The sequence below is a fragment of the Paraburkholderia sp. BL27I4N3 genome (assembly GCF_003386115.1).
GTDB lineage: Bacteria > Pseudomonadota > Gammaproteobacteria > Burkholderiales > Burkholderiaceae > Paraburkholderia.
This window is the reverse complement of sequence record NZ_QREJ01000001.1, coordinates 2485545-2507709: the sequence shown is the minus strand read 5'-3', so window position 1 is coordinate 2507709 and position 22165 is coordinate 2485545. Positions and strand designations below refer to the sequence as shown.

Annotated in this window: 12 protein-coding genes; 5 read left to right on the top strand and 7 right to left on the bottom strand. The window is 62.0% G+C overall.

The annotated features are described in order from the left end of the window. Positions 1–42: 42 nt before the first annotated feature. Positions 43–705: an OmpW family protein gene (locus tag B0G71_RS11475; protein ID WP_277872786.1), complete on the top strand. Its 663-nt coding sequence runs from the start codon at positions 43–45 to the stop codon at positions 703–705. A 144-nt stretch (positions 706–849) separates the two neighbouring features. Here B0G71_RS11475 and B0G71_RS11470 read toward each other — a convergent pair whose 3' ends face one another. From B0G71_RS11470 to B0G71_RS11460, 3 genes are all read right to left on the bottom strand, one after another. After that, positions 850–1053: a DUF1289 domain-containing protein gene (locus B0G71_RS11470; protein WP_116117190.1), complete on the bottom strand. Its 204-nt coding sequence runs from the start codon at positions 1051–1053 to the stop codon at positions 850–852. A 156-nt stretch (positions 1054–1209) separates the two neighbouring features. Then, entirely contained in the window at positions 1210–2547 is a 1338-nt protein-coding gene (locus B0G71_RS11465) for a phospholipase A (RefSeq protein ID WP_116141840.1), read from the bottom strand. Between the two features lie 275 nt (positions 2548–2822). Beyond that, positions 2823–4124: an Nramp family divalent metal transporter gene (locus B0G71_RS11460; protein ID WP_116141838.1), complete on the bottom strand. Its 1302-nt coding sequence runs from the start codon at positions 4122–4124 to the stop codon at positions 2823–2825. Between the two features lie 510 nt (positions 4125–4634). Here B0G71_RS11460 and B0G71_RS11455 point away from each other — a divergent pair. From B0G71_RS11455 to B0G71_RS11440, 4 genes are all read left to right on the top strand, one after another. Then, positions 4635–5735, top strand: a complete 1101-nt coding sequence (locus tag B0G71_RS11455) for a polyamine ABC transporter substrate-binding protein (RefSeq protein ID WP_106285588.1) — start codon at positions 4635–4637, stop codon at positions 5733–5735. Positions 5736–5827: 92 nt separating this feature from the next. After that, entirely contained in the window at positions 5828–6994 is a 1167-nt protein-coding gene (locus B0G71_RS11450) for an ABC transporter ATP-binding protein (RefSeq protein WP_181916758.1), read from the top strand. Then, the gene (locus B0G71_RS11445; RefSeq protein ID WP_116117187.1) at positions 6991–7920 is read left to right on the top strand and encodes an ABC transporter permease subunit; all 930 of its coding nucleotides are present in this window, start codon (positions 6991–6993) and stop codon (positions 7918–7920) included. The genes B0G71_RS11450 and B0G71_RS11445 overlap by 4 nt, the downstream gene beginning before the upstream one ends. Next, positions 7920–8738: an ABC transporter permease subunit gene (locus B0G71_RS11440; RefSeq protein WP_116117186.1), complete on the top strand. Its 819-nt coding sequence runs from the start codon at positions 7920–7922 to the stop codon at positions 8736–8738. The genes B0G71_RS11445 and B0G71_RS11440 overlap by 1 nt, the downstream gene beginning before the upstream one ends. 33 nt (positions 8739–8771) lie before the next feature. Here the strand turns inward: B0G71_RS11440 and B0G71_RS11435 are convergent, their stop codons facing one another. From B0G71_RS11435 to B0G71_RS11420, 4 genes are all read right to left on the bottom strand, one after another. Continuing rightward, positions 8772–10499 (bottom strand): ShlB/FhaC/HecB family hemolysin secretion/activation protein, encoded by a 1728-nt coding sequence (locus B0G71_RS11435; protein ID WP_116141836.1) that lies wholly within the window; start codon positions 10497–10499, stop codon positions 8772–8774. 78 nt (positions 10500–10577) lie between these two features. Then, positions 10578–10721, bottom strand: a complete 144-nt coding sequence (locus B0G71_RS41325; RefSeq protein WP_181916757.1) for a hypothetical protein — start codon at positions 10719–10721, stop codon at positions 10578–10580. A gap of 80 nt (positions 10722–10801) precedes the next feature. After that, complete coding sequence (locus B0G71_RS11425) at positions 10802–20050, bottom strand: hemagglutinin repeat-containing protein (protein WP_116141832.1); 9249 nt, start codon at positions 20048–20050, stop codon at positions 10802–10804. A 331-nt stretch (positions 20051–20381) separates the two neighbouring features. Then, positions 20382–21788, bottom strand: a complete 1407-nt coding sequence (locus B0G71_RS11420; protein WP_116141831.1) for a methyl-accepting chemotaxis protein — start codon at positions 21786–21788, stop codon at positions 20382–20384. Between the last annotated feature and the right edge of the window lie 377 nt (positions 21789–22165).

The following is a 22165-nucleotide window of genomic DNA, read 5'->3' as shown; positions in this document are numbered from 1 at the left end:
TTCGACAATCCCCGCATCCAAACAAACCAAGCGGGGAAGCACATGAAGCACTCGTTCAGAAACAGGAACAGAATCCGAACCGCCGCCATCGCAGCGAGCCTGCTGTTCACGGGCGCGCTCGCGCCGCTGGCGCATGCGGCCGGCGACGACGCGATGAGCGGTATTCACGCCGGCGACGTGCTGGTGCGCTTGCGCGCCATCAGCATCATGCCGAACGTGAGCACGACGCAATCGCTGAGCGCGCTCAACGTCGGCGTCAATAACGCGACCGTGCCGGAACTGGATCTGACCTACATGATTCGCGACAACCTCGGCGTCGAGTTGATTCTCGGCACGTCGCGGCATCAAGTGACTTCGAACCTCGGCGGCCTGGGCGGAGTGAACGTATTGCCGCCCACGCTGCTGTTGCAGTATCACTTCAATCACGCGGGCCGCATTCGCCCATATGTCGGCGCGGGTCTCAACTACACACTGTTCTATAACAGCGGCCTGAGCGCGGGCGGCCAGCCGATCTCGATCAACAATCACAGCTGGGGACCGGCGTTGCAGGCCGGCGTCGACGTGCAGGTCACCAAGTCCCTGTTCGTCAACGCGGATATCAAGAAGATCTGGATGCACACGGACGCTTCACTCGGCGGGCAGCCGCTTGGCCGCTTGAGCATCGATCCGGTGGTGGTTGGTCTGGGTGTCGGGATGCGGTTCTGATTGTCACGCATCGCATGCGCGCTTGACCAACATGCGTTGCCATGTGAAAACGCCGGGTGCAATTTCGTCCCGGCGTTCTCTTTTGACATTGAATCTGAGCGGCCAGCGCCGCAAGCATCGGGCGACCGGAGCCGCCAGGCCAATCTACAGCTTGTCGTTCGCAAACCGCATGGCCGTGCCTTCCTGCTCGATGCGAACCCACACGGCGCGCTTTTCCTCGTCGCTCAGGAAAACCCAGTTGGACACTTCGACGGCAGTACGACCGCAGCCTTTGCAGATGTCGTCAAACAGCGTGGAACAGACGCCGATGCACGGGCTGTCGGGGAGATCGTGGAGATTCGAAGCCATCGGAAACCTTGGGGCGGAGAAGCGAAGTTCCGCTATGTTAACCGATGCGCGCCATGCGCCTCGCCGCGTGCCGCCGGCATGGCCGCGGTTTGCGCATTGTTGGCAGCATCTGCCGCATGTTTCGACGCCTTCGACGCGCGATATCGCCCGCTCGCATCAACGCGCGATGCTGTAGCCGATCCGCGCGATCCAGTGCTGGCGGTTGTTGTAGTCGAGCAGGTCTTCGCCGTAGCCGTTGAAATAGCCCACCCACACATAGCCGCCCCACGCGCTGCCCAATAGCTTGGCGAGCGGATAGGTGAATTGCGAATCCACGCTGCCGTACCAGTGCTTGGTGCCCTTGCGCAGCGTGGTCGCCAGTTGCCAGCCATCGGGGCTGCCGTATTTGACGAGCAGGTCGACGTAGCCGCGATAGTCGGCGATATCGGGGTTGCTGCTCGTGCCGAGGTAGTAATAGATCTTCGGCGACACGGTCAGGTGGTTGGCCGTCAGATCGCCGAATTCCCAGGTGGGCCGGATAAACGGCATGTTGATGCTGCGCGAGTCCGCGCCGGCTTTGCCGTTCGACTCATGCGCAACGCCGGCCGCGAAACCCATGCGCGTGTACAGCGGGCTCTGCCAGCCGGTGTCCGGCACGTAGTAGAACAACTGCGGCGAATAGGTCGTGTCGTGGAACGGCCGCGAATCGGCGGACAGATCCCAGATCGAGGTCTGCGTATATGCGAAGTACAGGTTGTCGAGGAAGGCTTTGGAGCGCAAATCGTCCGGGATCAGGATGCGGTATTTGAAGCTCAGTTGCAGCCGCGCGTTCGTGTCGCCGTTGTGGCCGAACGCGATGTACATCGGATCGTAATAGGAAAGGTGCGAGAGCACGCCGCGTCCGGTGGTCGCGAGCGAATCGCCGGGCGGCGCAATGGCGTCGCCGGTCGGGCCGCCGACCACGGCTGCCGTCGCCGCAACTTGAGCGGGCGTGGTCGCCTGGCTTTCCGCGCGTTCGGCCTGGGCAATCGCGTCCTGCTGCGGCCCGCGATTGATCGCCACGAGCGCCGGCGACGCATCGAAGCCCACCGGGTCGATGCGGACCTCGCCGCGCGCCGACTGCGGCCAGGGCGCCGAGAAACGCACCTTGCGGAACTGGCCCGGCCGCAGATGCAGCGTGTCGGGCACGCCTGCTTCGCGTTTTAAATCGAGCGGCTGCGGCGACTGTTCGCCTGCGCTCAACGTTACGCGGATGGTCGGCGGGACGGTGATGGTCAGGGGCTTGGCGTCGTCGGCGGAGTAGAGCAGTGTGATCTGCAACGGCTCGTTGGCGGCGGCCACGCGGGCGGGTTGCAGCATCGCGACCGTCGCGCGTGCCTCGCCGCTGAGGAGGGCGCAGGCGGCGCAGACGGCGAGCGTGGCGAGCAGCGTGACGCGGGAGAAGCGCGCCGTGAGTTGACGGGACTGAGGGGAGGCGTTGCGGGCAAGGCAGTCGATTGAGGCGTCAAAACGCATGAGGCTGTCGTCCTGGAGCAAGGGCGGCGAGCGAAACGGACATGCTAGGCATCGAAAGACGACACCCGCAACGCTCACCGGATCGGTCGCGCGGAAGCGCTGAAGGGCGCAAAAATGGGCACAAAAATGGCTGCCGCAAACAACCCGGCAGCCGGGATGAAACAGGCCGCACAGCCGGCGCGCCGCGCAAGCAGACAGCGTCGCCGGTGATGGCGAGATACTCAGAGAATACTTACAAAGTCACTTGATTGACAGGCCGGTCGAAAAACGGCCTCTCAGACACCGAACGCGAGTTGCCACAACAACGCGCCGTTGAGCATGATGATGAACGCCGCCGATAGCCACGCGAGCACGAGCGGCACGCCGCGCACGCGCCAGCCGCGCATCAGCGCGGCGTCCGACGTAAAGCGGATCAACGGCACGACCGCGAGCGGCAATTGCAGGCTCAGCACCACCTGGCTTGCCACCAGCAACTGATTGGAACCGTGCTGGCCGAACAGCGCGACCGCGAAGAGCGCCGGTCCGATCGCCAGCGCGCGGGTCAGCAGGGCGCGTTTCCAGCGCGGCAGGCGGATGCGCAGAAAGCCTTCCATGACCGCCTGGCCCGCCAGCGTGCCGGTGACGGTCGCGCTCAGTCCACAGGCGAGCAGCGCCGCAGCGAACAGAATGCCCGCCCAATGCGTGCCGACGAGCGGTGCGATCAGACGGTGGGCATCCGCGAGATCGGTCACGTCGCGATGACCGCTCACATAGAACACGGCGGCGGCTACGATCAGCAGCGCCGCATTGATCACGAAAGCAAACGACAGCGAACCGAAAGTGTCCAGATTGACCACGTGCAGCGCGACCTTGATCTGCGCGTCGCTGCCGTCGGGCGCGTGATGCTTGACGAGCGCCGAGTGCAGATAGAGGTTGTGCGGCATCACCGTCGCGCCGACGATGCCTGCCGCGAGCCACACCATGCCCGCGTTGCGCAGCAGTTCGACGCTCGGCACGGTGCCGGCGAGCGCCGCGTGCCAGTCCGGCCGTGCCAGCGCGAGCTGGACCACGAAGCACAGGCCGACGAAACCGATCAGCACCGCGATCACCGCTTCCAGTTTGCGGCCTTTCTGCTGGAGCGCGAGCAGCGCGAAGGTGCAGACCGCCGACATCAACACCCCGACCGTGAGCGACACGCCGAGTAGCATTTGCAATGCGACGGCGCTGCCGACCACTTCGGCGACATCGCACGCGATGATCGCGACCTCGCTGGTCAGCCACAGGAACAGGGTGCCGCGGCGGCCCGTGCGTTCGCGGCAGACCTGCGCGAGATCGCGCCCGGTCACGACGCCCAGGCGCGAGGACAGCCACTGCAGCAGCATCGCCATCAGGCTCGACAGCAGCACCATGCCGAGCAGGCGGTAGCCGTAGCCCGCGCCGGCGCCGAGCGCGGTCGCCCAGTTGCCCGGATCGATATAGCCGACCGCGATCAACGCGCCCGCGCCGACGAACGAGAACCAGTGCGGCGGACGTGCGCCCTCATCGGCCGGTAGACGCCGGCGGCGGTTGGGACGCAAGGCGAACGGATTCGTGTTCATCGATGCCTGAGGGTTAAGACTGCATCCTCTTGCAAGCCACGTGCCCGCCATGCGGACGGCGGGCGGCGCGTCGAGGCCGGGACGCGGCAACGCGATGGGCGGCGTGCCGTCGCTCGGCCTGTGAGAGCTATTGTGCACCGTCGAACGCTTCGCGGCTTGAGTGCACTCCGACCTTGGCCGTTCGGCCTCGAAGTCACGGAATACGGCCGCGCGCCACCGCCGTTTGCCCGAACGAAGCGCGCCCTGCGCAGCGTCAACTTGACAACCAGATAACGGCGCGCCGGTACGGGTGTTTTTTTCGGGTGGACACGCGCGCATAACCCGCTAAAATTGCGGCCAATTTTCCAGCGGTGCGGCTGACGCTGTACCGTTTGCGCGACAGCCTGGCAATTTTTTTGGTCCGCGCAATAATTGATGGTACTTTTCGGTTTTTTCAGGGGAGCCGTGGGCGCAGTGCCGCGGCGCGGGTGAGGACGGCCGGCAACGGGCCGGTCAGGATCGGAGAACGGAATGAAAAGACGGGTTGTGGGGCAAGTGGCGGCGCTGGTGTTGTGCGCGGCGCCGTGGTTGACGGCCGCTGCGAAAGACACGCAGCTCAACGTGTATAACTGGTCCGATTACATCGCCAAGGACACCATTCCGAACTTCACCAAACAGACCGGCGTTCAGGTCAAATACGACAACTACGACAGCGACGACACGCTGCAAGCCAAGCTCCTCACCGGCAATTCCGGCTACGACATCGTCGTGCCGACCAGCAATTACGCCGGCAAGCAGATCGCCGCCGGCATTTTCGCGCCGCTCGACAAATCGAAGCTGCCGAACCTGAAGTACCTCGATCCCTCGCTGATGGCGCTCGTCGCCGGCGCCGATCCGGGCAACAAGTTCACGGTGCCCTGGGCATACGGCACGACCGGCCTCGGCTACAACGTCACCAAAGCGCAGCAGATTCTCGGCAAGAACGTGCCGCTCGATAGCTGGGACGTCCTCTTCAAGCCGGAAAACATTTCAAAGCTGAAGGCGTGCGGCGTGTCCGTGCTCGACGCGCCGGACCAGATGTTCGCCGCCGCGCTGCATTACATCGGCAAGGATCCGATGAGCACGAACCCGGCCGATTACCGCGCCGCGCTCGAAATGATGAAGAAGATCCGCCCGTACATCACGCAGTTCAATTCGTCGGGCTATATCAACGACCTGGTTGGCGGCGACGTGTGTTTTGCGTACGGCTGGTCGGGCGACGTCGTGATCGCCAAGCATCGCGCGGTCGAAGCGAAGAAGCCCTACAAGGTCGAGTATTACATTCCGAAGGGCGGTGCGCCGGTGTGGTTCGACGTGATGGCGATTCCGAAAGACGCGAAGAACAAGGAAGCCGCGCTCGAATGGATCAACTACATCGAAACGCCCCAGGTTCACGCCGCGATCACCAATGCCGTCTACTACCCGAGCGCCAACCTCGAAGCGCGCAAGTACGTGGACAAGGACGTGGCGAACGACCCGGCCGTGTATCCGCCGCCTGAAGTCATCAAGACTCTGTTCCTGCTGAAGCCGTTGCCGCCGGAAATCCAGCGGCTGCAAACGCGGCTGTGGACTGAATTCAAGTCCGGCCGCTGACCAGCGGCCAGAATGAACGGGTAAGCATCATCAAGAAGCCCTCGGTGTTCACCGGGGGCTTTGTTCGTCAAACGCCGGAGTCAAGCATTGTGATGAGTAGTGACCAGTCGGGCGCGCTGGCAGGGGCCGTCGCGCCGTCCCCGGGCCAGAACGCCGTTGCAGGCGACGCCACGGACAACTTCGTCCAGGTCGTCGATGTCGTGAAGAAGTTCGGCGAGACCGTGGCGGTCAAGGGCGTCAACCTCTCGGTGAAGAAGGGCGAGCTGTTCGCGCTGCTCGGCAGTTCCGGCTGCGGCAAGTCGACCTTGCTGCGCATGATGGCCGGACTCGAAAGCGTGAGCTCGGGCAAGATCCTGATCGACGGCGAAGACCTCGCGCAATTGCCGCCGTACCGCCGGCCGGTCAACATGATGTTCCAGTCGTACGCGCTGTTTCCGCACATGACTGTGGAGGGCAATGTTGCCTTCGGGCTGAAGCAGGAAGGCGTGCCGAAGGCCGAACTGAAGGACCGCGTGCAGACCGCGCTCGAACTCGTGCAGATGGGCCGCTTCGCGAAGCGCAAACCCAATCAGCTTTCCGGCGGTCAACAACAGCGCGTGGCGCTCGCGCGTTCGCTGGTCAAGCGGCCCAAGCTGCTGCTGCTCGACGAGCCGATGTCCGCGCTCGACAAGCAGATCCGCCAACGCACGCAAATCGAACTGGTCAACATTCTCGACAAGGTCGGCGTAACCTGCATGATGGTGACGCACGATCAGGAAGAGGCGATGACCATGGCGGGCCGCCTTGCCGTGATGAGCGAAGGCGAGATCGTGCAGCTCGGCACGCCGCACGAAGTGTACGAATATCCGAATAGCCGTTTTTCGGCCGAATTCATCGGCTCGACGAATCTGTTCGAAGGCCATACGGTTGAAGACGAGCCCGATCACGTGTTCATCGAAACGCCGGATCTGTCTTGCCGTTTGTATGTGAGCCACGGCATTACCGGTCCGCTCGGCATGCCGGTGACGATTTCGGTGCGTCCCGAGCGGATCGCATTGACGCGCAAACCGCCTGAGGGCGCATACAACTGGGGCAAGGGCGTCGTCACGAATATCGCCTATATGGGCGGCTATTCGCTTTACCACGTGAAGCTCGACGCCGGCAAAACCGTGATCGCGAACGTGACGAGCCTCGCGCTGACCGAGATCGATCCGCCTACCTGGGGCGACGAAGTGTACGTGCGCTGGAGCGCATCGGCCGGCGTGGTGCTGACGTCATGAAGCGCTCGTTCAATTCCTTCGCCACGTGGCCGGTGCGGCGTTTCAACCTGACCGGGCGTACCGCGGTGGTGGCCGGTCCGTTCATCTGGCTGCTGCTGTTTTTTCTGGTGCCGTTCCTGCTGGTCGTCAAGATCAGTTTCGCCGATCTGCAGCTCGGCATTCCGCCTTACACAGAGTTGACCCAATTCGCGGACGGCGCGATTCACGTCACTCTGGATCTGTCGCATTACGCGTTTCTGCTGACCGACAGCCTCTATTTCGCGACCTACGTGAATTCCGTGGTGGTCGCGGCGATCTCGACGCTGTTGTGTCTGCTGATCGGCTATCCGATGGCGTATTACATCGCGCGTTCGAATCCGGGCAGCCGCAATCTGCTGATGATGGCCGTGATGCTGCCGTTCTGGACGTCGTTTCTGATTCGCGTGTATGCGTGGATCGGGATTCTGAAGAACAACGGCTTGCTGAATAACTTTTTGATGTCGATCGGGTTGATTCACTCGCCGATCGAGTTGTATCACACGAACACCGCCGTTTATATCGGCATGGTCTATTCGTATCTGCCGTTCCTTGTGATGCCGCTGTATGCGCACCTCGTGAAGATGGACATGACGCTGCTGGAAGCCGCCTACGACCTCGGCGCGAAGCCGTGGAAGGCGTTCTGGCAGATCACGTTGCCGCTCTCGAAGAACGGCATTATCGCCGGTTGTTTGCTGGTGTTCATCCCGGCGGTGGGCGAGTACGTGATTCCCGAATTGCTAGGCGGCGCGAACACGCTAATGATCGGCCGCGTGATGTGGAATGAGTTCTTCGACAATGCCGATTGGCCGATGGCGTCTGCCGTGACGTGCGCAATGGTGTTGTTGTTATTGGTGCCGATGGCGTTTTTCCAGTACGCGCAGGCGAAGGCGATGGAGGAAAGGCGCTGATGAAACCGAACCGGATTTTGCAGTTGATTGCCTTGGGGATCGGGTTTCTGTTTCTGTACATTCCGATCGTGAGTCTGATTGTGTATTCGTTCAACGAATCGCAACTGGTCACCGTGTGGACGCGCTTTTCGACGCGCTGGTATGCGGCGTTGCTGCAGGATGACGAGTTGATCGCGGCGGCGTGGTTGTCGTTGCGGGTGGCTTTGTTGACGGCGTTTGCTTCCGTTGTCATTGGCACGTGGGCCGGTTTCGTGCTCGCACGCATGGGGCGGTTTCGCGGTTTTACGCTGTATACCGGGATGATCAATGCGCCGTTGGTGATCCCCGAGGTGATTCAGGGGATTTCGCTGCTGCTGCTGTTCATTGAAATGGCCAAGTGGTTGGGTTGGCCTGCCGGGCGCGGCATTTTCACGATCTGGATCGGGCATGTGATGCTGTGTATTTCTTATGTGGCGATCATCGTGCAGTCGCGGGTGAAGGAGTTGCATCCCTCGCTCGAAGAGGCGGCGCTGGATCTTGGGGCCACGCCGTTGCGAGTGTTTTTCTTTATTACGTTGCCGCTGATTTCTCAAGCGCTCGTTTCCGGGTGGCTGTTGTCGTTCACTTTGTCGATTGATGATCTGGTGCTGTCGGCGTTTTTGTCTGGGCCTGGGTCGACTACTTTGCCGCTCGTTGTTTTCTCGCGTGTTCGGTTGGGGTTGAATCCGGAGATGAATGCGTTGGCTACTCTCTTTATTGCTGTGGTTACTGTTGGGGTGGTGGCGGCTAATTATTTTATGCAGCGGGCGGAGAGGAGACGGGCTGGGATGGCGGTTTGAGTTTTTGAGTTCTGTTGCGTCCAGCGCTTTCGCCTAGAACTGCGCAGTCATCTGAAACCCGACCGTCCAGCGCGCGGTCGGGAATCCTTCAGGCTTGCAGATCGGCGTCCCTGCAAACAGGTCATACGAGACGCCAACAACCTTCGCCGGCACGCCGCCGCGAATGCCAATCACTGCCCCCGCCAGTTGCGTCCCCGCCAATACCGCCGTGTTAGGTCCGAACACGCGCCCGTAGTCGATCCCCGCATACAATGTCTGTCCCGTCTGCAAGATCGGCCATTGCAATTCGTTGCGCCAGTAGAAGCCGCGTTCGGCCGCGAGCATCGTTTCGCCGTCGAAGCCGCGCACGGTGTACCGGCTGCCGATGGTCAGGTCGTCGATATAGAAAAGCGTGTCGTTCGTGAACTGGCCGTGGAATGTGGTCACATACCTGAACGGCTGGTTCGCGATGGCGAACGGAACCGATAGATTCGCGTCGAGCACGGCCATATGGAAGCGGTACGTCGGGCCGTCGATGTAAGGATCCGGCGTCGCGCCAAGCCCGCCGATGCCCTGACGGTAGGCGAGCGTGCCGTCGAACTGCGCCGCGCCGAAGTAATGCCGGTCGGTCGCGCCGAGTTCGAGAAACGTGTTGTTGCGCGCCTGTGTCGGAATCGTTGTGTCGTCGATGAAACTGTCGCCGAAGCGCTTCGATAAGTGCACGTATCCGCCAAGCACGTCGTTCTGGCCGCGCGACAGCACGCGCGCGATGCGTAGTGCGGCCGTCTGTGAATTGCCGCTCGACACGAGCGTCTGGTTCACGCCCGCGATGTTCTGGTAGTAGGTGTTGGTGTTGCCCGACAGGGTCGCCGTCCAGTAGCCGAACGGAATGGAATACGAACTATTGAACCCGTGCGAACCAAGTGACTTGTTGCCGAACGACAAATCCTGATTCGCGCCAACTGTGAACACGTCATTGAGCCCAAGCGGGTTATCAATGCCAAGGCTGACGTTGCCTTGCCACTTGCCCGTCGACGACGTGCCCGAGTTATCGACCGAAGCGACGAACGTCCAGGGCTTCGCGCGCCTCACTGTCACGACGACATCGCTGCCGCCTGGGATGTCGATCGGTTCAATCTTCATGTCCACGTCCTGACTTGCGACGCGCTTCATCTGCTCCAGACCTTGCTCCAGATCGCGCATGTTCAGCGGGTCACCGCCGCTGACCGGAAACGCGTTTTTCCACGTTCCCCACATGGAAGGATCGGCCAGCCGGACCTGCCGAACCAGACCCGGCACGAGCGCAAACGACAGCGTGCCCGTCGTCAAATCCTGCTGCGGCACAAGTACGCGGGTGGTCACGTAGCCTCGGCCAAGAACCGCTTGCTGCAATCCCTTTGTGAGCGCGTCGATGCCTGCCTTGCCTATACATTGCCCTTTGTAGTGGGCGAGCCATTCGCGAGCAAATGCGAAAGGGTCGAGAGGCAAAGCGGACGCGCCTTTCGCGTGCGCCGCGGCCGACAGCGTGTCGGGCACGTCAAGCGCGAACCGGTCGATGCGAAAGCACGGCGTTTCAGCCGGAAGGGCGGGAAAGCCTTCGACCTTCTGCAAGGTCGAGCGCACGGCCGGCGCTTCGACTGCGGCTTGGCGCTGTTGGGCGTCGCGCCGCTGCTGCTGGTTCTGTTCTGTTTCCAGTCCGCCGAGGCTTTGCCCCTGCACATTGGGCGCGAGCGCGACCAAAGCCGATAGCGGCAGCGCCGCCAGGCTCTTTCTGATTTTCATAGGAGATGCGAGATAGAGCCGGCCCCCTGTCAGGAGTTCGGCGTGCTGATTAACGTGCGTACGGGTCGTTAGAGATCTTTATCTTCTGTTCCGTACCCAGGCCACGGTCGCGAGTACGGAAAATACAAGCCCCATCAATGTGCCGTTCACAATCACGAACTTCGTGTCGCGAATATCCCAACCAAAGCCACCGCCGTAAAAAATTGCGACATAGACTTTCACGAACAACTCGACGGCCACAAAGCCTAGAAACGCAAGAAAAAAAGCTATGAAATATAGAAGTATGAGTCGAATCATGTTATTCACTTGCCAATCCGGGCTTTCGCATCGTTGATCGCTTTAGTTCCCGCTTCCGAGCCAGCCGCACCAAAAGTGCCGGAACCGATAACCGGAAGATTATTCGGAATAAACAGATTTTGACCTGACGAGCCCGCCCAAACGTCCGTACCCGACCAGTTAAAGCTATTGGTCGCAACCTTCGACAAGCCAGCAAGCGAATTCTGCACCGCAAGACCAATGCCGTAGCCAATCGCCGACGCGCCAGCATTCACCGCCGCGCCAGTGGCGACGCTGTCATGCTTCCCTGAAATCGCGTTATTGGTCACCGTATCGAGGGCCCCGGTCACAGCGTTTATTGCAACATTCCCGATGAGTTTCGTATAGGTTCCGGCGCCTGCCGCCAACGAGGCATAACCAACATCCACGAGGTTAATTGTGCCGTTCTGTATGTACTGCGATGTCGCATTTACACCACCGGTAATGGCCGCGATTCCAAGAGGCGAGGCCAGTGTGCCAGACCCCAGCGCACCAGTGGAACCGAAGACAGGTGTGCCCGGTATCGACGCAATTCCAGCAGCAATCTCTGGAGCGAAACCCGCCGTCGCCAGACCAGCCGCAATCGCAAGACCGGTCTTTGGACTCGCGACCGCGCCCGGTAATGCTTTCTGTTCCGGCGACAACGAATGATCGCCATTGCCATAGAGGAACGGGCTGTTGTATTCGGCCGTAGTCGCGCGGAACATATTGCCCGCGTTCTGGCTAATGAACGCTGTCGCGTATCTGCTGCCGTCCGGCGCCGGTCCCGCGCCCGCTGCCGCGTCGACCAGCCGATATCCGCTCGCGAGCAACATCTGTTGAGCCTGGTCCGCAGTGATGGTCTGTCCGGTCTGGTCTTTGTAGAACTGCGCGAACTTGCTCGCATTGTCCTTCGCAAATTGCCGCTCGTCAGGGTGCAACTGCCGGTTAAAGCGGTCGACGTTGTAGCCCGAAACCGCTCCTGCGTTACCGCCGATTGCGCCGCCCGCACCGGTCGCGATTGCGTTCGCGACGATGTTCCCGAGTGCGGTATTCACGTCGCCGCTGCCGGTCGGATTCGCGCCCGCAATCGCGCCGCCAAGTTCGTTCAGTTTGCCCGCAGCGATAGAAGCGATAGCAGCGCCAGCCGCGCCACCCACGGCGTTGCCGCCCGCGAGACCGGTCACGATAGCCGCGCCTGCCGCCTGCATGTCCGCTCGCGCAATGCCGCCTACCTTCCAGGCATCCATGCCGGCCTGGTCGCCATTGGCCTTCGCCTCGTCATACTTCGACTGCGCAAAGTCGCCCACACGGCGGGAGACCGCTTCGCCCGCGGCACTTGCTGCCGCCATCATGTCGGACTGCCTGTCGAGCAGGTTATTCACGTCTGGCAGTTTAGCGACCGTGCCGTTCGTATTCGTCGTATCGCGCGACAGGCTTGCAACGGCCTGCGTCTGGTGAGTCGCGTCCGTCACGTTGACCGTGCCTGCGCTGATCGCGCTGCGTGTCGTCGCACTATCACTGCCGCTGTCGTTCTGGCTCAACATCGGCGCCGCACCGCCCGTGTTCGTACCCGACGTACTGCCGTGCGTTGCGTAGTTCGAGCCACCGTCACCCAATGTCACGCCGCCGCCGATGCCACCCGAATGTGCGTTGTAGCTTGAACTGTTCTGGATGTCGCTGAACGTGAGCGTACCGGTCGAGAGGGTATTGTTTGCTGCGTCTGCCGTGCTCGCAATCGTTCCGCCTTTCAGGTCCGTGTTGCCTTTGACGTTGACGTTAAACCCACCGTCTCCAGCTTGGATTCCGCCCTGTTCGTTCACTCCCGCATAGTTTCCTGTAGCGTCGCCATGCTGCGAACTGAAATTGCCGCTCGCACCGCCTTGACTGACGGAGAAGCCGCCGCCCGAGCTTTCCTGATGAGCGGCGCTATTCATGGTGTCCTGCACACTGGCGATGTTCAGGTTGCCGCCGACATCGGCATTGACCTGCTTCCCGCTCACGTTCGCGCCGGTGATGTTGGTGTCGCCGCCCGAGAGAATCGTCGCCGAGTTACCCGCATTGATGTGCGTGTTGTTCACGATTGCGGAATCGCTGTTGGTGTTGCCGTATGCCTTTGACATGGAAGCATCAACACCGAAGCCACTCGTGCCGTATGAAATCCCCACGCTCCCACTGCTGGATTCGTTTGTGCTGCGCGTCGAATCCGTGTCGGTTGTGTTAAGCAGATTGACCTTGTCATTGGCGGCGAGAATCACGTCGTTAGCGTTGACGTTCGAACCGGCAATCGTCAGGTTGCCACTTCCCGGCGTCCCGTCACCCGTCGCCGCGAATGCGGCTGTGCCGCCCGCCGCAACGCTCGAACCCCGGTTCGCAGTGCTGTCTTCGGTATAGGTGTTCTTGCTGTGGCTGCTGCCGTAGCTAAGTTCGATCTTGGCTTCTGGCGTGCCGCCGCTCGCAAGACTGCCGAGGGCTCCGCCTGCCGCACCAATCGAATCAATCGCGCCGCTTGCGGCTGCCATGCCGTGAAGCGCCGCCGCACGGTCGTCCTGACTGCGGCTGGCCGCGCGCGACTGGTCAACCGTGTTCGAAATTGCGTCGATGACCGGTGCTTTGATCGCGAGCGTAAAGCCGGATTGTTTGACTTCGTGCGTCTCGTCGTGGTGCATTGTGTCGACAGCCGAGTCTATCATCACGTTCTGGCCCGTGCCCGTGACGTTCTGCGCCGCAATCAGGTTGCTATCCATTACGTGAAGGTCTTTGCCGGCCGTAACGTTCACGCTGCCATTCAGCGAGCCGACCGTGCTTGCATTGTTGATTGCGGTCGTGTCGTTGGCCGTGTCTGTTTGCGCTCTGGTGCCGTAGGAAATGCCGATGCCGCCACCCGCACCGAAGCCCGTGCTGCGCTCGCTATAAGACGATTGCGAGGTTTGAGTATCCTGTGACGTCGTGATCGTCACATTGCCTACAGCGGCAAGGTTCACGTCGTTCGTGGCGGCAATAGTGCTGCCCTTGACGTTGATGTCGTTTCCGCTCGCGATTGACACGGCGTCCGCAGACACGAGACTGCCTTGCGAGAGCGTAGTGGTCGTGTTGCTCGAACTCGCCACTTCCTTGCCGCTCACGACATTACTGTGCTTGTGCTGCTCCTGCGTATTCTCGACGTGCGTTTCCGTTGCCGCGCCGATGTTGACGTTGCCTGCTGCCGCGAGCGTCGCAGTTCCCGTGTCCAGACCGATTGCGCTGCCCGTGACGTTGATATCCTTGCCCGATGCCATGGTCAGCGAGTTGCCCGCGTTGAACGTGGTTGCGGTAAGCGTATCGTCGGAGCGGTGCAGAGATTCCGAGTAGCTGCCGTGGCTGTCGCTGCCCGAACTGTTGCTATCCGTGGTCGACGTGGCTTTTGCAGCCTGCAAGGTCACATTGCCGTTCGCGGCGAGCGTTCCACCGCCCGCTAGATTGATGTTCGCACCGGTCGGTGTCAGATCGCCGCCGACGCCAATCACCGACATGCCACCGACCTTGATCGAACTGCCGTTCGTCTGGTTGATGTCCGTATTCGACACGCCGTTCGCGCGCTCGACGACCTTGTGTTCGCCGGTCTGCACCGAGCCGATATCGTAGTTGCCGCCTACGGCCATACCGAGATTGCCGCCGACATTCAGATTGCCCGCGTTCTGCTCGAAATTGCCGCCTGTGACGATAGCCGCGTTACCGGCGACGTTCAGGTTCGCAATGGGCCCGAGCGTGGTCGTGGTGCGTGTCGCGCCGGTCGCGCTGACCTGGTCGACAGTTTTGACCGCCGTATTCAGCAGCAGGTCGCCGCCTGCGTTCAGCGCGAGACTGCCGGCGTTCACGGTCGCTGAAGTCAGGTCGACGTTGCCCTTCGTCGTCAGCGACATCAGGCCGCCGCTTTGCAGCGTGCCGAATGCATTGCTGATCTGGTTGCCCTGGATCGACAGCGCATTGCCTGCCTGCACCGTGCCGCTATTCGTGAAGGTCTGGGCGTTCCGGATGTCGATGTCGGTTGCCGCAATCAGCGGGCCGTTCATGTTCTGCTGGCTGGCCTTCGCGAGATAGACGACTGGCACGAGCACCTGCTGCCCGTTGACGATCTCCGTCTGCATGATGACGACATTGCTGGTCAGCGCCGCCACCTGTTCCGGCGACAGGCTCATGCCAAGCGGCAGATCGAGCGACTTCGACAGCGACGCGCCCGCCTCCAGCAGGGACTGATACATCCCCTGAAGGTCGGTGTATGGACCGAGTACCGCCTTGCCGGTCAGCGACGTAATCTGGTTGCGTACAATCTGCTGCTCGTAGAAGCCGTCGCCAAGACGCTTCTCGGTCGTCTGCGGGTTCAGGCCAAGCTGTTGCAGGTAGTAGTCGCTCGAAAGAAACGTCTTCTGGTTGGTGAATGCCGGGGTTGTTTCGATCAGGTACGTGACGCGCGGCGTAGTCGCGGGGCTGAACAGTCCGCCTTGGGGAACTGAGAGGTTTTGCAGCACGTTCTGCGCTGTGGCGCTCGCAATCGCCGGGTCGACCGTGCTGCTGCCGCCATTGACCGACGCCGCGCCAGATTTCCCGCCGCTCGCGTTGCCGCTGATACCGTTGATGTTCACGCCCGACATGGCCTGACCCGGTGCGAGACCGAGCGAAGGAATACCGGCGTTGCCCGCCGTGTTGTCGATGCTGATGCCGTTGCCCGAGAGCGTGCCGCCCGCGACAAAGCTCGACTCATGGGATGGTAGTGCGTAGTTGCGGATATCGGCGGGTGCTGCCTGCGTGTAGCCGCCCGGGGTGGGGCCCGTGAACGGCGCATCGCCAAACGGCAATGTCCAGTCCGCAATGCTGTGGTCGTAGTTCGTATAGTGGTAGTAGCCTGAATACGTGACCTGCACACCCGGTGCCGCCTGGCCCTGCCAGCTATTCTGGTCGAGCGAGACGGGCGCTGCGATGCTGCCGACCGCTGCGACCGCGCTCCAGTAGTTCTGCAACAGACCGACCGACGAGGCATCGAGATTGCCCCCGGCGATGATCTGCCCTTGCGGGCTGATGCCTGCAATCAGGTTCGCGACCGCTACACCGGTATAGGTCGTGTACTGGTAGCCGCTGTTCCACTGGCCGCCGTGCGGCGGATCCGTATCGACACCGCCGATCATGTCCGGAGTTGCGTTGGACCAGCCGACATTCTGCCCCGAGCACGCGGCCATCGTTACTGCCGTGCATCCGGACAGGCTGATGCCCAGTTGCTCCAGCAGCGCCGGATCGACCGGCTGGTTGAAGCCGGTTGTTGTCATCCTCGTGCGCGTGTTCGTGACCTGGGCGGCGTGCAGTTCCATGTCGCCGGCCGATTCGATCAGCCCCGACTGGTTGCGGATCAGGCCCGCGTTCGTGTAACTGCCGTCCGCATTTTTTCCGCCTGCGAGCACCACCTTGCCAAGACCGTAAATCGCCGTCGTCGCCTGGGTGTCGGTCGCCGTGGTGTCGTCGCGATTCTCAATGTCGTTCGACAGCAGTTCTAGCGTCCCGCTACTGTCGGTTGCGCCAATCAGCGCGGTCGGCCCCGTGTTCGACAGCGATTGCGTCGCGTTGAGCGCGACGCTGCCGCCGACCAGCGTTCCGGTGTTCTGTAGCGTGTTCGAGTGGGTCGCGAGCGTGCCGCCCGCCATCATGACGCCGCTGTTCTGGACATCGCCGGCATTGATGTTCAGGTTATTCGCCGCCTGAACCAGCGCGTTATTGCTGAATGTTCCCGGCAGGGTAAAGGACAGGTCGTGGCCCGCGTTGAACTGGAGATCGGGTGTCGGCGCGAAGTCGCCCTGAACGCTGACCGCGACATCGTTGGCCGCGCTGTACGCGCCGCCGCCCGTGAGCGTCGCGGCAGTCACGGCGAGGTTATGTGTCGCGCCGATCTGGCCGTTTGCGTTCGTCAGCGCGCCGGTCGTCGTAATCGACACGTCGCCGTTCGAACCGGCGAAGGTGCCGATCTGGCCGCCGCTGTTGTCGACGGTGTCGCCTTGCACGGTGACGCCCGCACCGCTGATCTGGCCACCGCGCTGGCCGTTCTGCGTATTCACGAGTGACGAAGTATTGACGGCAACATTGCCGTTGCCTGTTATCACGCCGCCGCTGTTGACGGTCTGGCTGCCGCCTTGCACGGTCATGTCGCCCGAGCCGAGATTGCCGACGAGGCCGTTCGTGTTGTTGACCGACGAGGCCTGAATGCCGAGCGTGCTCACGTCGCCGGCCGCGCCTGTGCCGGACTGGATCTGTCCGTTCGTGTTCGTCAGCGCGCCGCCGCTCGCGAGTGACAGCGACGAGAGCGAACGAACGGAGCCTTGTGTATTGTTCAGGTCGCCGGCGATATTCGCTGCGATATTGCCATGCGCCGCGAGCACGCCGTTGGCGTTGTCCAGGCTTGCGGCGCGTGCTGCTATCTGTCCCGCTGCGATGATCTTGCCGCCGACGTTCGAGAAGTTGCCCGCGCCATTGCCGGGAGCAATCGTCAGCGTGCCCGTACCGGCGTCGATGATTGACCCGCCATCGTTGACCAGCGCGCCGGGGGCAAGCGTCAGATCGGTGCTGCTGGTCTGGAATGTGCCGCCGTTCGAATTGTCGAACGTGCCGCCGATGGTAAAGCCCATTGACGACGTGCCATACTGCGTGATGGTGCCGCCGTGGTTCAGCAGGTCCGTCGCTTTCAGTGTGAGCTGGTTTGCCTCGATGTCGCCGCCGCTGTTATCGAGCGTCGCGCCAGTCGTCAGCGTAAGGTCAGGCGCGACCATCGAGCCGCCGCTGTTCGTCAGCGAACCCGTGCTGATCGTTTCCTTTGTGCCCGCACCGATCTGGCCGCCATTGTTATTGAGCGTGCCGCTCGCAATGCTTGTATCCGTGTTCGAAAGCAGCTTGCCATTCGTGTTGTCCAGCGCGCCGCCGAATATCGCCGTCAGGCCGTTCTGTCCAATGATCGAACCCGATGCGTTATTGAGCGCGCCGCCCTGAATCAAGCCCTGGCCGTTCGTGGCAATCCTGCCGCCGACGTTCGAGATTGCGCCCGCGCCGTTACCCGAATTGATCGACAGCTTGCCGGTCCCGGCGTGCGTGATCGTGCCACCGTCGTTATCGAGTGCGGCCGGTGCGAGCGTCAGGTCCGTGCTGTTGGTCTGGAGTGTGCCGCCTGCCGAGTTGTCGAGCGTGCCGGTCACGGCGAGCGTCGTCGCGCCGGTTCCCGTCTGCGTGATGGTGCCGCCGTGATTCAGCAGGTTCGCGGCGTGCAGCGTGAACTGGCTGGCGCTCGCAGTGCCGCTGCTGTTGTCGAACGTCGCGGCTGATAGCGCGAGCACACGCGTCGCGCCGAACTGACCGGCGTTCGTGAGCGTCGTACCGGCCGACAGCGTCATGTCCGCATTGGTCGCAAGCGTGCCGCTGTTGAACAGGGCCTGCACGGCGCGCGCAATCAGCGACTGCACCGCCGTTATCGAACCCGCGTTCGCAATCTGCGCACCTTGCAATGTAACCGCGCCATTGCCGCCGATGCTGCCGCCCGCGCCGTTATTGAGCAGGCCGGTCGTCGAAATGGAAACGCCGTCTGCATTCAGCGACGCGATGGTGCCGCCAGAATTGTTGAGCGTTCCGCTCGACGAGGCGAGCGCGCCCGCGGCCTGCATCGTGCCGCCCTGGTTGTTCGTCGCGCCAGAGACGTTTTCGGTCAGTGTGCTACCCGCAACGATCTGGCCACTTCGGTTCGAGAGTGCGCCCGCCGTGATGGTCTGCGCGCCGCCTGACGACATCGCGCCGTTATCGTTCGTGAGCGTACCGCTTGCGCGCGTGTCGAGTGTGCCGCCTGCGGTCGTCGTCGCGCCCGACAGGTTCAGGTCGCCGCTGTTTGCCGCCAGCGCAAGCGCACCGTTCGCGGAATTCGTTGCGCCCGCGAGATTGGCCGACGCGCCGCTTATGCGCGCATTGCCGCCCGCCACATTTCGGCCCGTCGCCATGACTGCGCCAGACGCGTTCACATTAAGGTCGCCTGACTGCGCCAGCGAGCCGTCGCCGTTCACGCCCGCCGCGAGCGTGCCGGTCGAACTCACCGAACCCGCGCTTGCGGTCGTGTTCTGCTGCGCGGCAACCATGCCGCTGTTCGTCAGCGCGCCAGACGTGGTCAGGCTGACATTCTGCTGCGCGTAGGTCGTGCCTGTGTTGTCGATGTCCGGTGCGTTCGCAACGATATTGCCGCTTGCGTTCGTCTGGCCTGCAAGCACCAGCCTGCCCGCCGATGTCAGCACGAGGTCGCCCGATTGCGCAGCCGCGATGCCCTTGAGCGAAACTCCTACGCCCAATTCTGTCCCGACCAGCTGGATGCGGTTCGCGTACATGCCGCCGAGATTGCTGACGTCAATCGAAACGCCAGGCGCGGGGCCGTTGCCCACAATCGGCGTCGCGTTGAGCGTGTTGTAGTCGACGCTGTTCGCGCCGGTTACGACGTTCAGGTTTGTCTTCGCGTAAACCGCGGCATTGGCCTGCACGGCACGGGACAGCAAGTCCACCTGATCGACGTTCGACGCATTCAGGCCCGCGCCGCTGAACGCGATGTTGCCGCCCGTGACATTGAAGCCTGACACGGAGCCGTCCGCGGCGTAATTCGGCGTGCCGGTTGTTAGCGTCGCGCGGCTCGTGTTGATGAATGTCCCACCGTTGACAGAAATTCCTGACGGATTTGCCAGAATCACGTTCGCGCGTTGGCCCGCGACTTCGAGCGCGCCGTTAAATTGCGATGCGCTAGCACTGTTGACCTGGTTGACGATGACCCTTGCGGCTTGTCCCGGCGCGAAGTTCGGATTGCCGTTAATCATGCCGCCGAGTTGCGACTGCACCATCGTCGGCGAGTTGTTCAGGATGGCGCCGCGCTGCTGTACGTCGAACTGGTTGTAGGTATTGACCGACACGCCCGCACCAGACGGACGGTTAATGTTCACCTGGTCGAGCCCGCTCGGCGTCTGGATGACGTTCGGGGCGTGCGCGCCGCCCGGTACGATCTGTGCCGCGCCGATCTCCGGAGCCACCCCGAGCAGAACGAGCGCCGCGAGCGCGATGCTGCGCAGCGCGAAACGAAGCGATACGCTGGATGGCCGCGTCCACGCGCGGCGCGTTGCCGCAGTCTCGCCATCGCCTTTTCCCGATGCCGTGGCCGTTTCCTCGACGGCGACCAGCATGCCTCTCAGTCGGCTGAATACCAGCCGGTAGTTGTTCCTGTTCATCTGGCCCGTTCGGTATGCTAATTTTTAACGACCTGTAAACTAGCGCCAGATGAAACGATCAGGGTCTGAGTTTTTACCTCACTTGAGCCAGATACAACGCTTCGAAGTAAATCAGACTCGTCCTATCGATCGTTGAGTGGATATGAAGTAGCGAAAAAAAGCCCGCACGATATCGTCCGCGACTCGTTGTGCGCTGCTCGAGCAAGAGCGGCGCCTACATCAGACAGGGCAGCTTCGAACAGGGCGAATGGGGGCGAAAATTCCCGACCGTGGTCGACGCCAAAAATCAAAAACCAAAAACCAAAAACCAAAAACCAAAAACCAAAAACCCTCAAACCCGATACCCAACCCGAACCCCACCCCAATGCCGCCCACCGACAAAAACCGGCGCCGACGCATCCTTCATCAGCACAAACTCCCCACCCCCCATATCCCGCCGATACGTCTGCAACAAAAACCGTTTGGTATGTGAAGCGGCGGCAATCCCGGTCCGATCATCGAACATCCGGCGGTTCCGGCAATTCGCAGTATTCCAGACCACATCACCATCACGCTGCGGCATAGAAAACTTCAGATTGTGCGTCGGCAAATACCCCCGCGAATCGACCGCGGCACAAAAGGCGACACGCGGGTCGAGATCGAGCAAAGGCTCCTGAATAGCCGGCAAAACACGATCGGTCAACGCGGTAAACCGCGTCAAAAACTGCGGCGGATTACTCCCAACCACCGGCACATAATGCCGGTCAAACAGATCCTCAATCGACACTTCACCACGCGCCACCGCCGTTTCGAATACTTTGCTCACGGCGGCCGCCGCCCGCTGCACGGCCTCGATAAAACGCGTATCCGCCGTTTCCACACCCGTCGCGGCGGTCAGTTCGATCAGGGTTTCAGACACGCCAAGCAAATTCCCCAGCCGGTCCTTCGCCTGCACGAAATTCTCGCTCGAATCCTCGACGCCGCTCGCCATTTCCAGCACCTGCGCCTCGAGTCCGCCGCACTGCGATTCGATCTCGCCGGTCAACACGGCGATCTGCCCGGCCTCGTCATTCAGATGCGCGATCGCATCGCCCGTTGCATGCACGACGTCGCCGATCTTGCGCGTGCCTTCGCGCACGCGGTGCGCCCGCGCGGTGTTGACGGATCCCTCGCTGATCAGCTGCTCGGTCTGTTGCGTGAGCTGCGCCAAGGTGGTCTCGATCTGCCCGGTGGCCTGCGCGGTCTTCGCCGAGAGGTTCTTCACTTCGGCCGCGACCACCGCGAAACTCTTGCCGGAGTCGCCGGCGCGCGCGGCTTCGATCGCGGCATTGAGCGCCAGCAGATGAGTCTGACGCGCGATCAGCGAAATCTCCTCGGAGACTCGGCTCACATGCGCCAGCGCGCTGCGCAACGCGCCGATCTGGCTTTCGATGACGGTCACGCCTTCCACGAGTCCATGAATGTCGGCCAGCGACGCTTCGAGCGTTTGCTGCGATGCCTGCACGCCGGTCGCGGCTTCGGCGGATACGTCGCTCATTTTTCGCGCGGCAGCGGCAATGCGATGATTGCCCGCGAGCGTCTGCGCGGCCGATTCGCGCAGCGCGCGGCATACTTGCGCCTGGTGTTGCACGCGCGCGGCTACTTCCTCGACGTGGCCCGATACGTCGCAGATTTCAATGCCCAGTTTGCCGGCTTGCGCGGCAATATCGCCGACCACCGTGTGCGAACGGGCCGAACGGCGAAAGCTGAAACGCGTCATGGTGGTCTCCTTCCCATGCAATATGTTCTCCGCCGCCGCGCCCCGGCGCATTCAATCGGCGCAATCACCCAACGCGTTTTCAGCGCCTCCTCGACGCGTTTACGGCAGTCTTTCATGCGACTTGATCCGGGGTATCCCGCAGTCGCTATGATGTGCGGTCCAACTGCGATCCACACGCTTATCCGTAGACCTTTCCGTTTATTACCGGTAACTCATGATCGACTCTTTCGCGCGCGTTTCGGGCTGGCAACAGCTCTATCATCTGTGGGAGCTGATCGTCATGCTCTGCAAGTTTCTCTGGGGACTGTTGCGTTTGCTGGGCGGCGGCTGAACGCGTCGCGCGAGGCGAGGGAAGGGCGCGCGGACTCGCGCGCCAT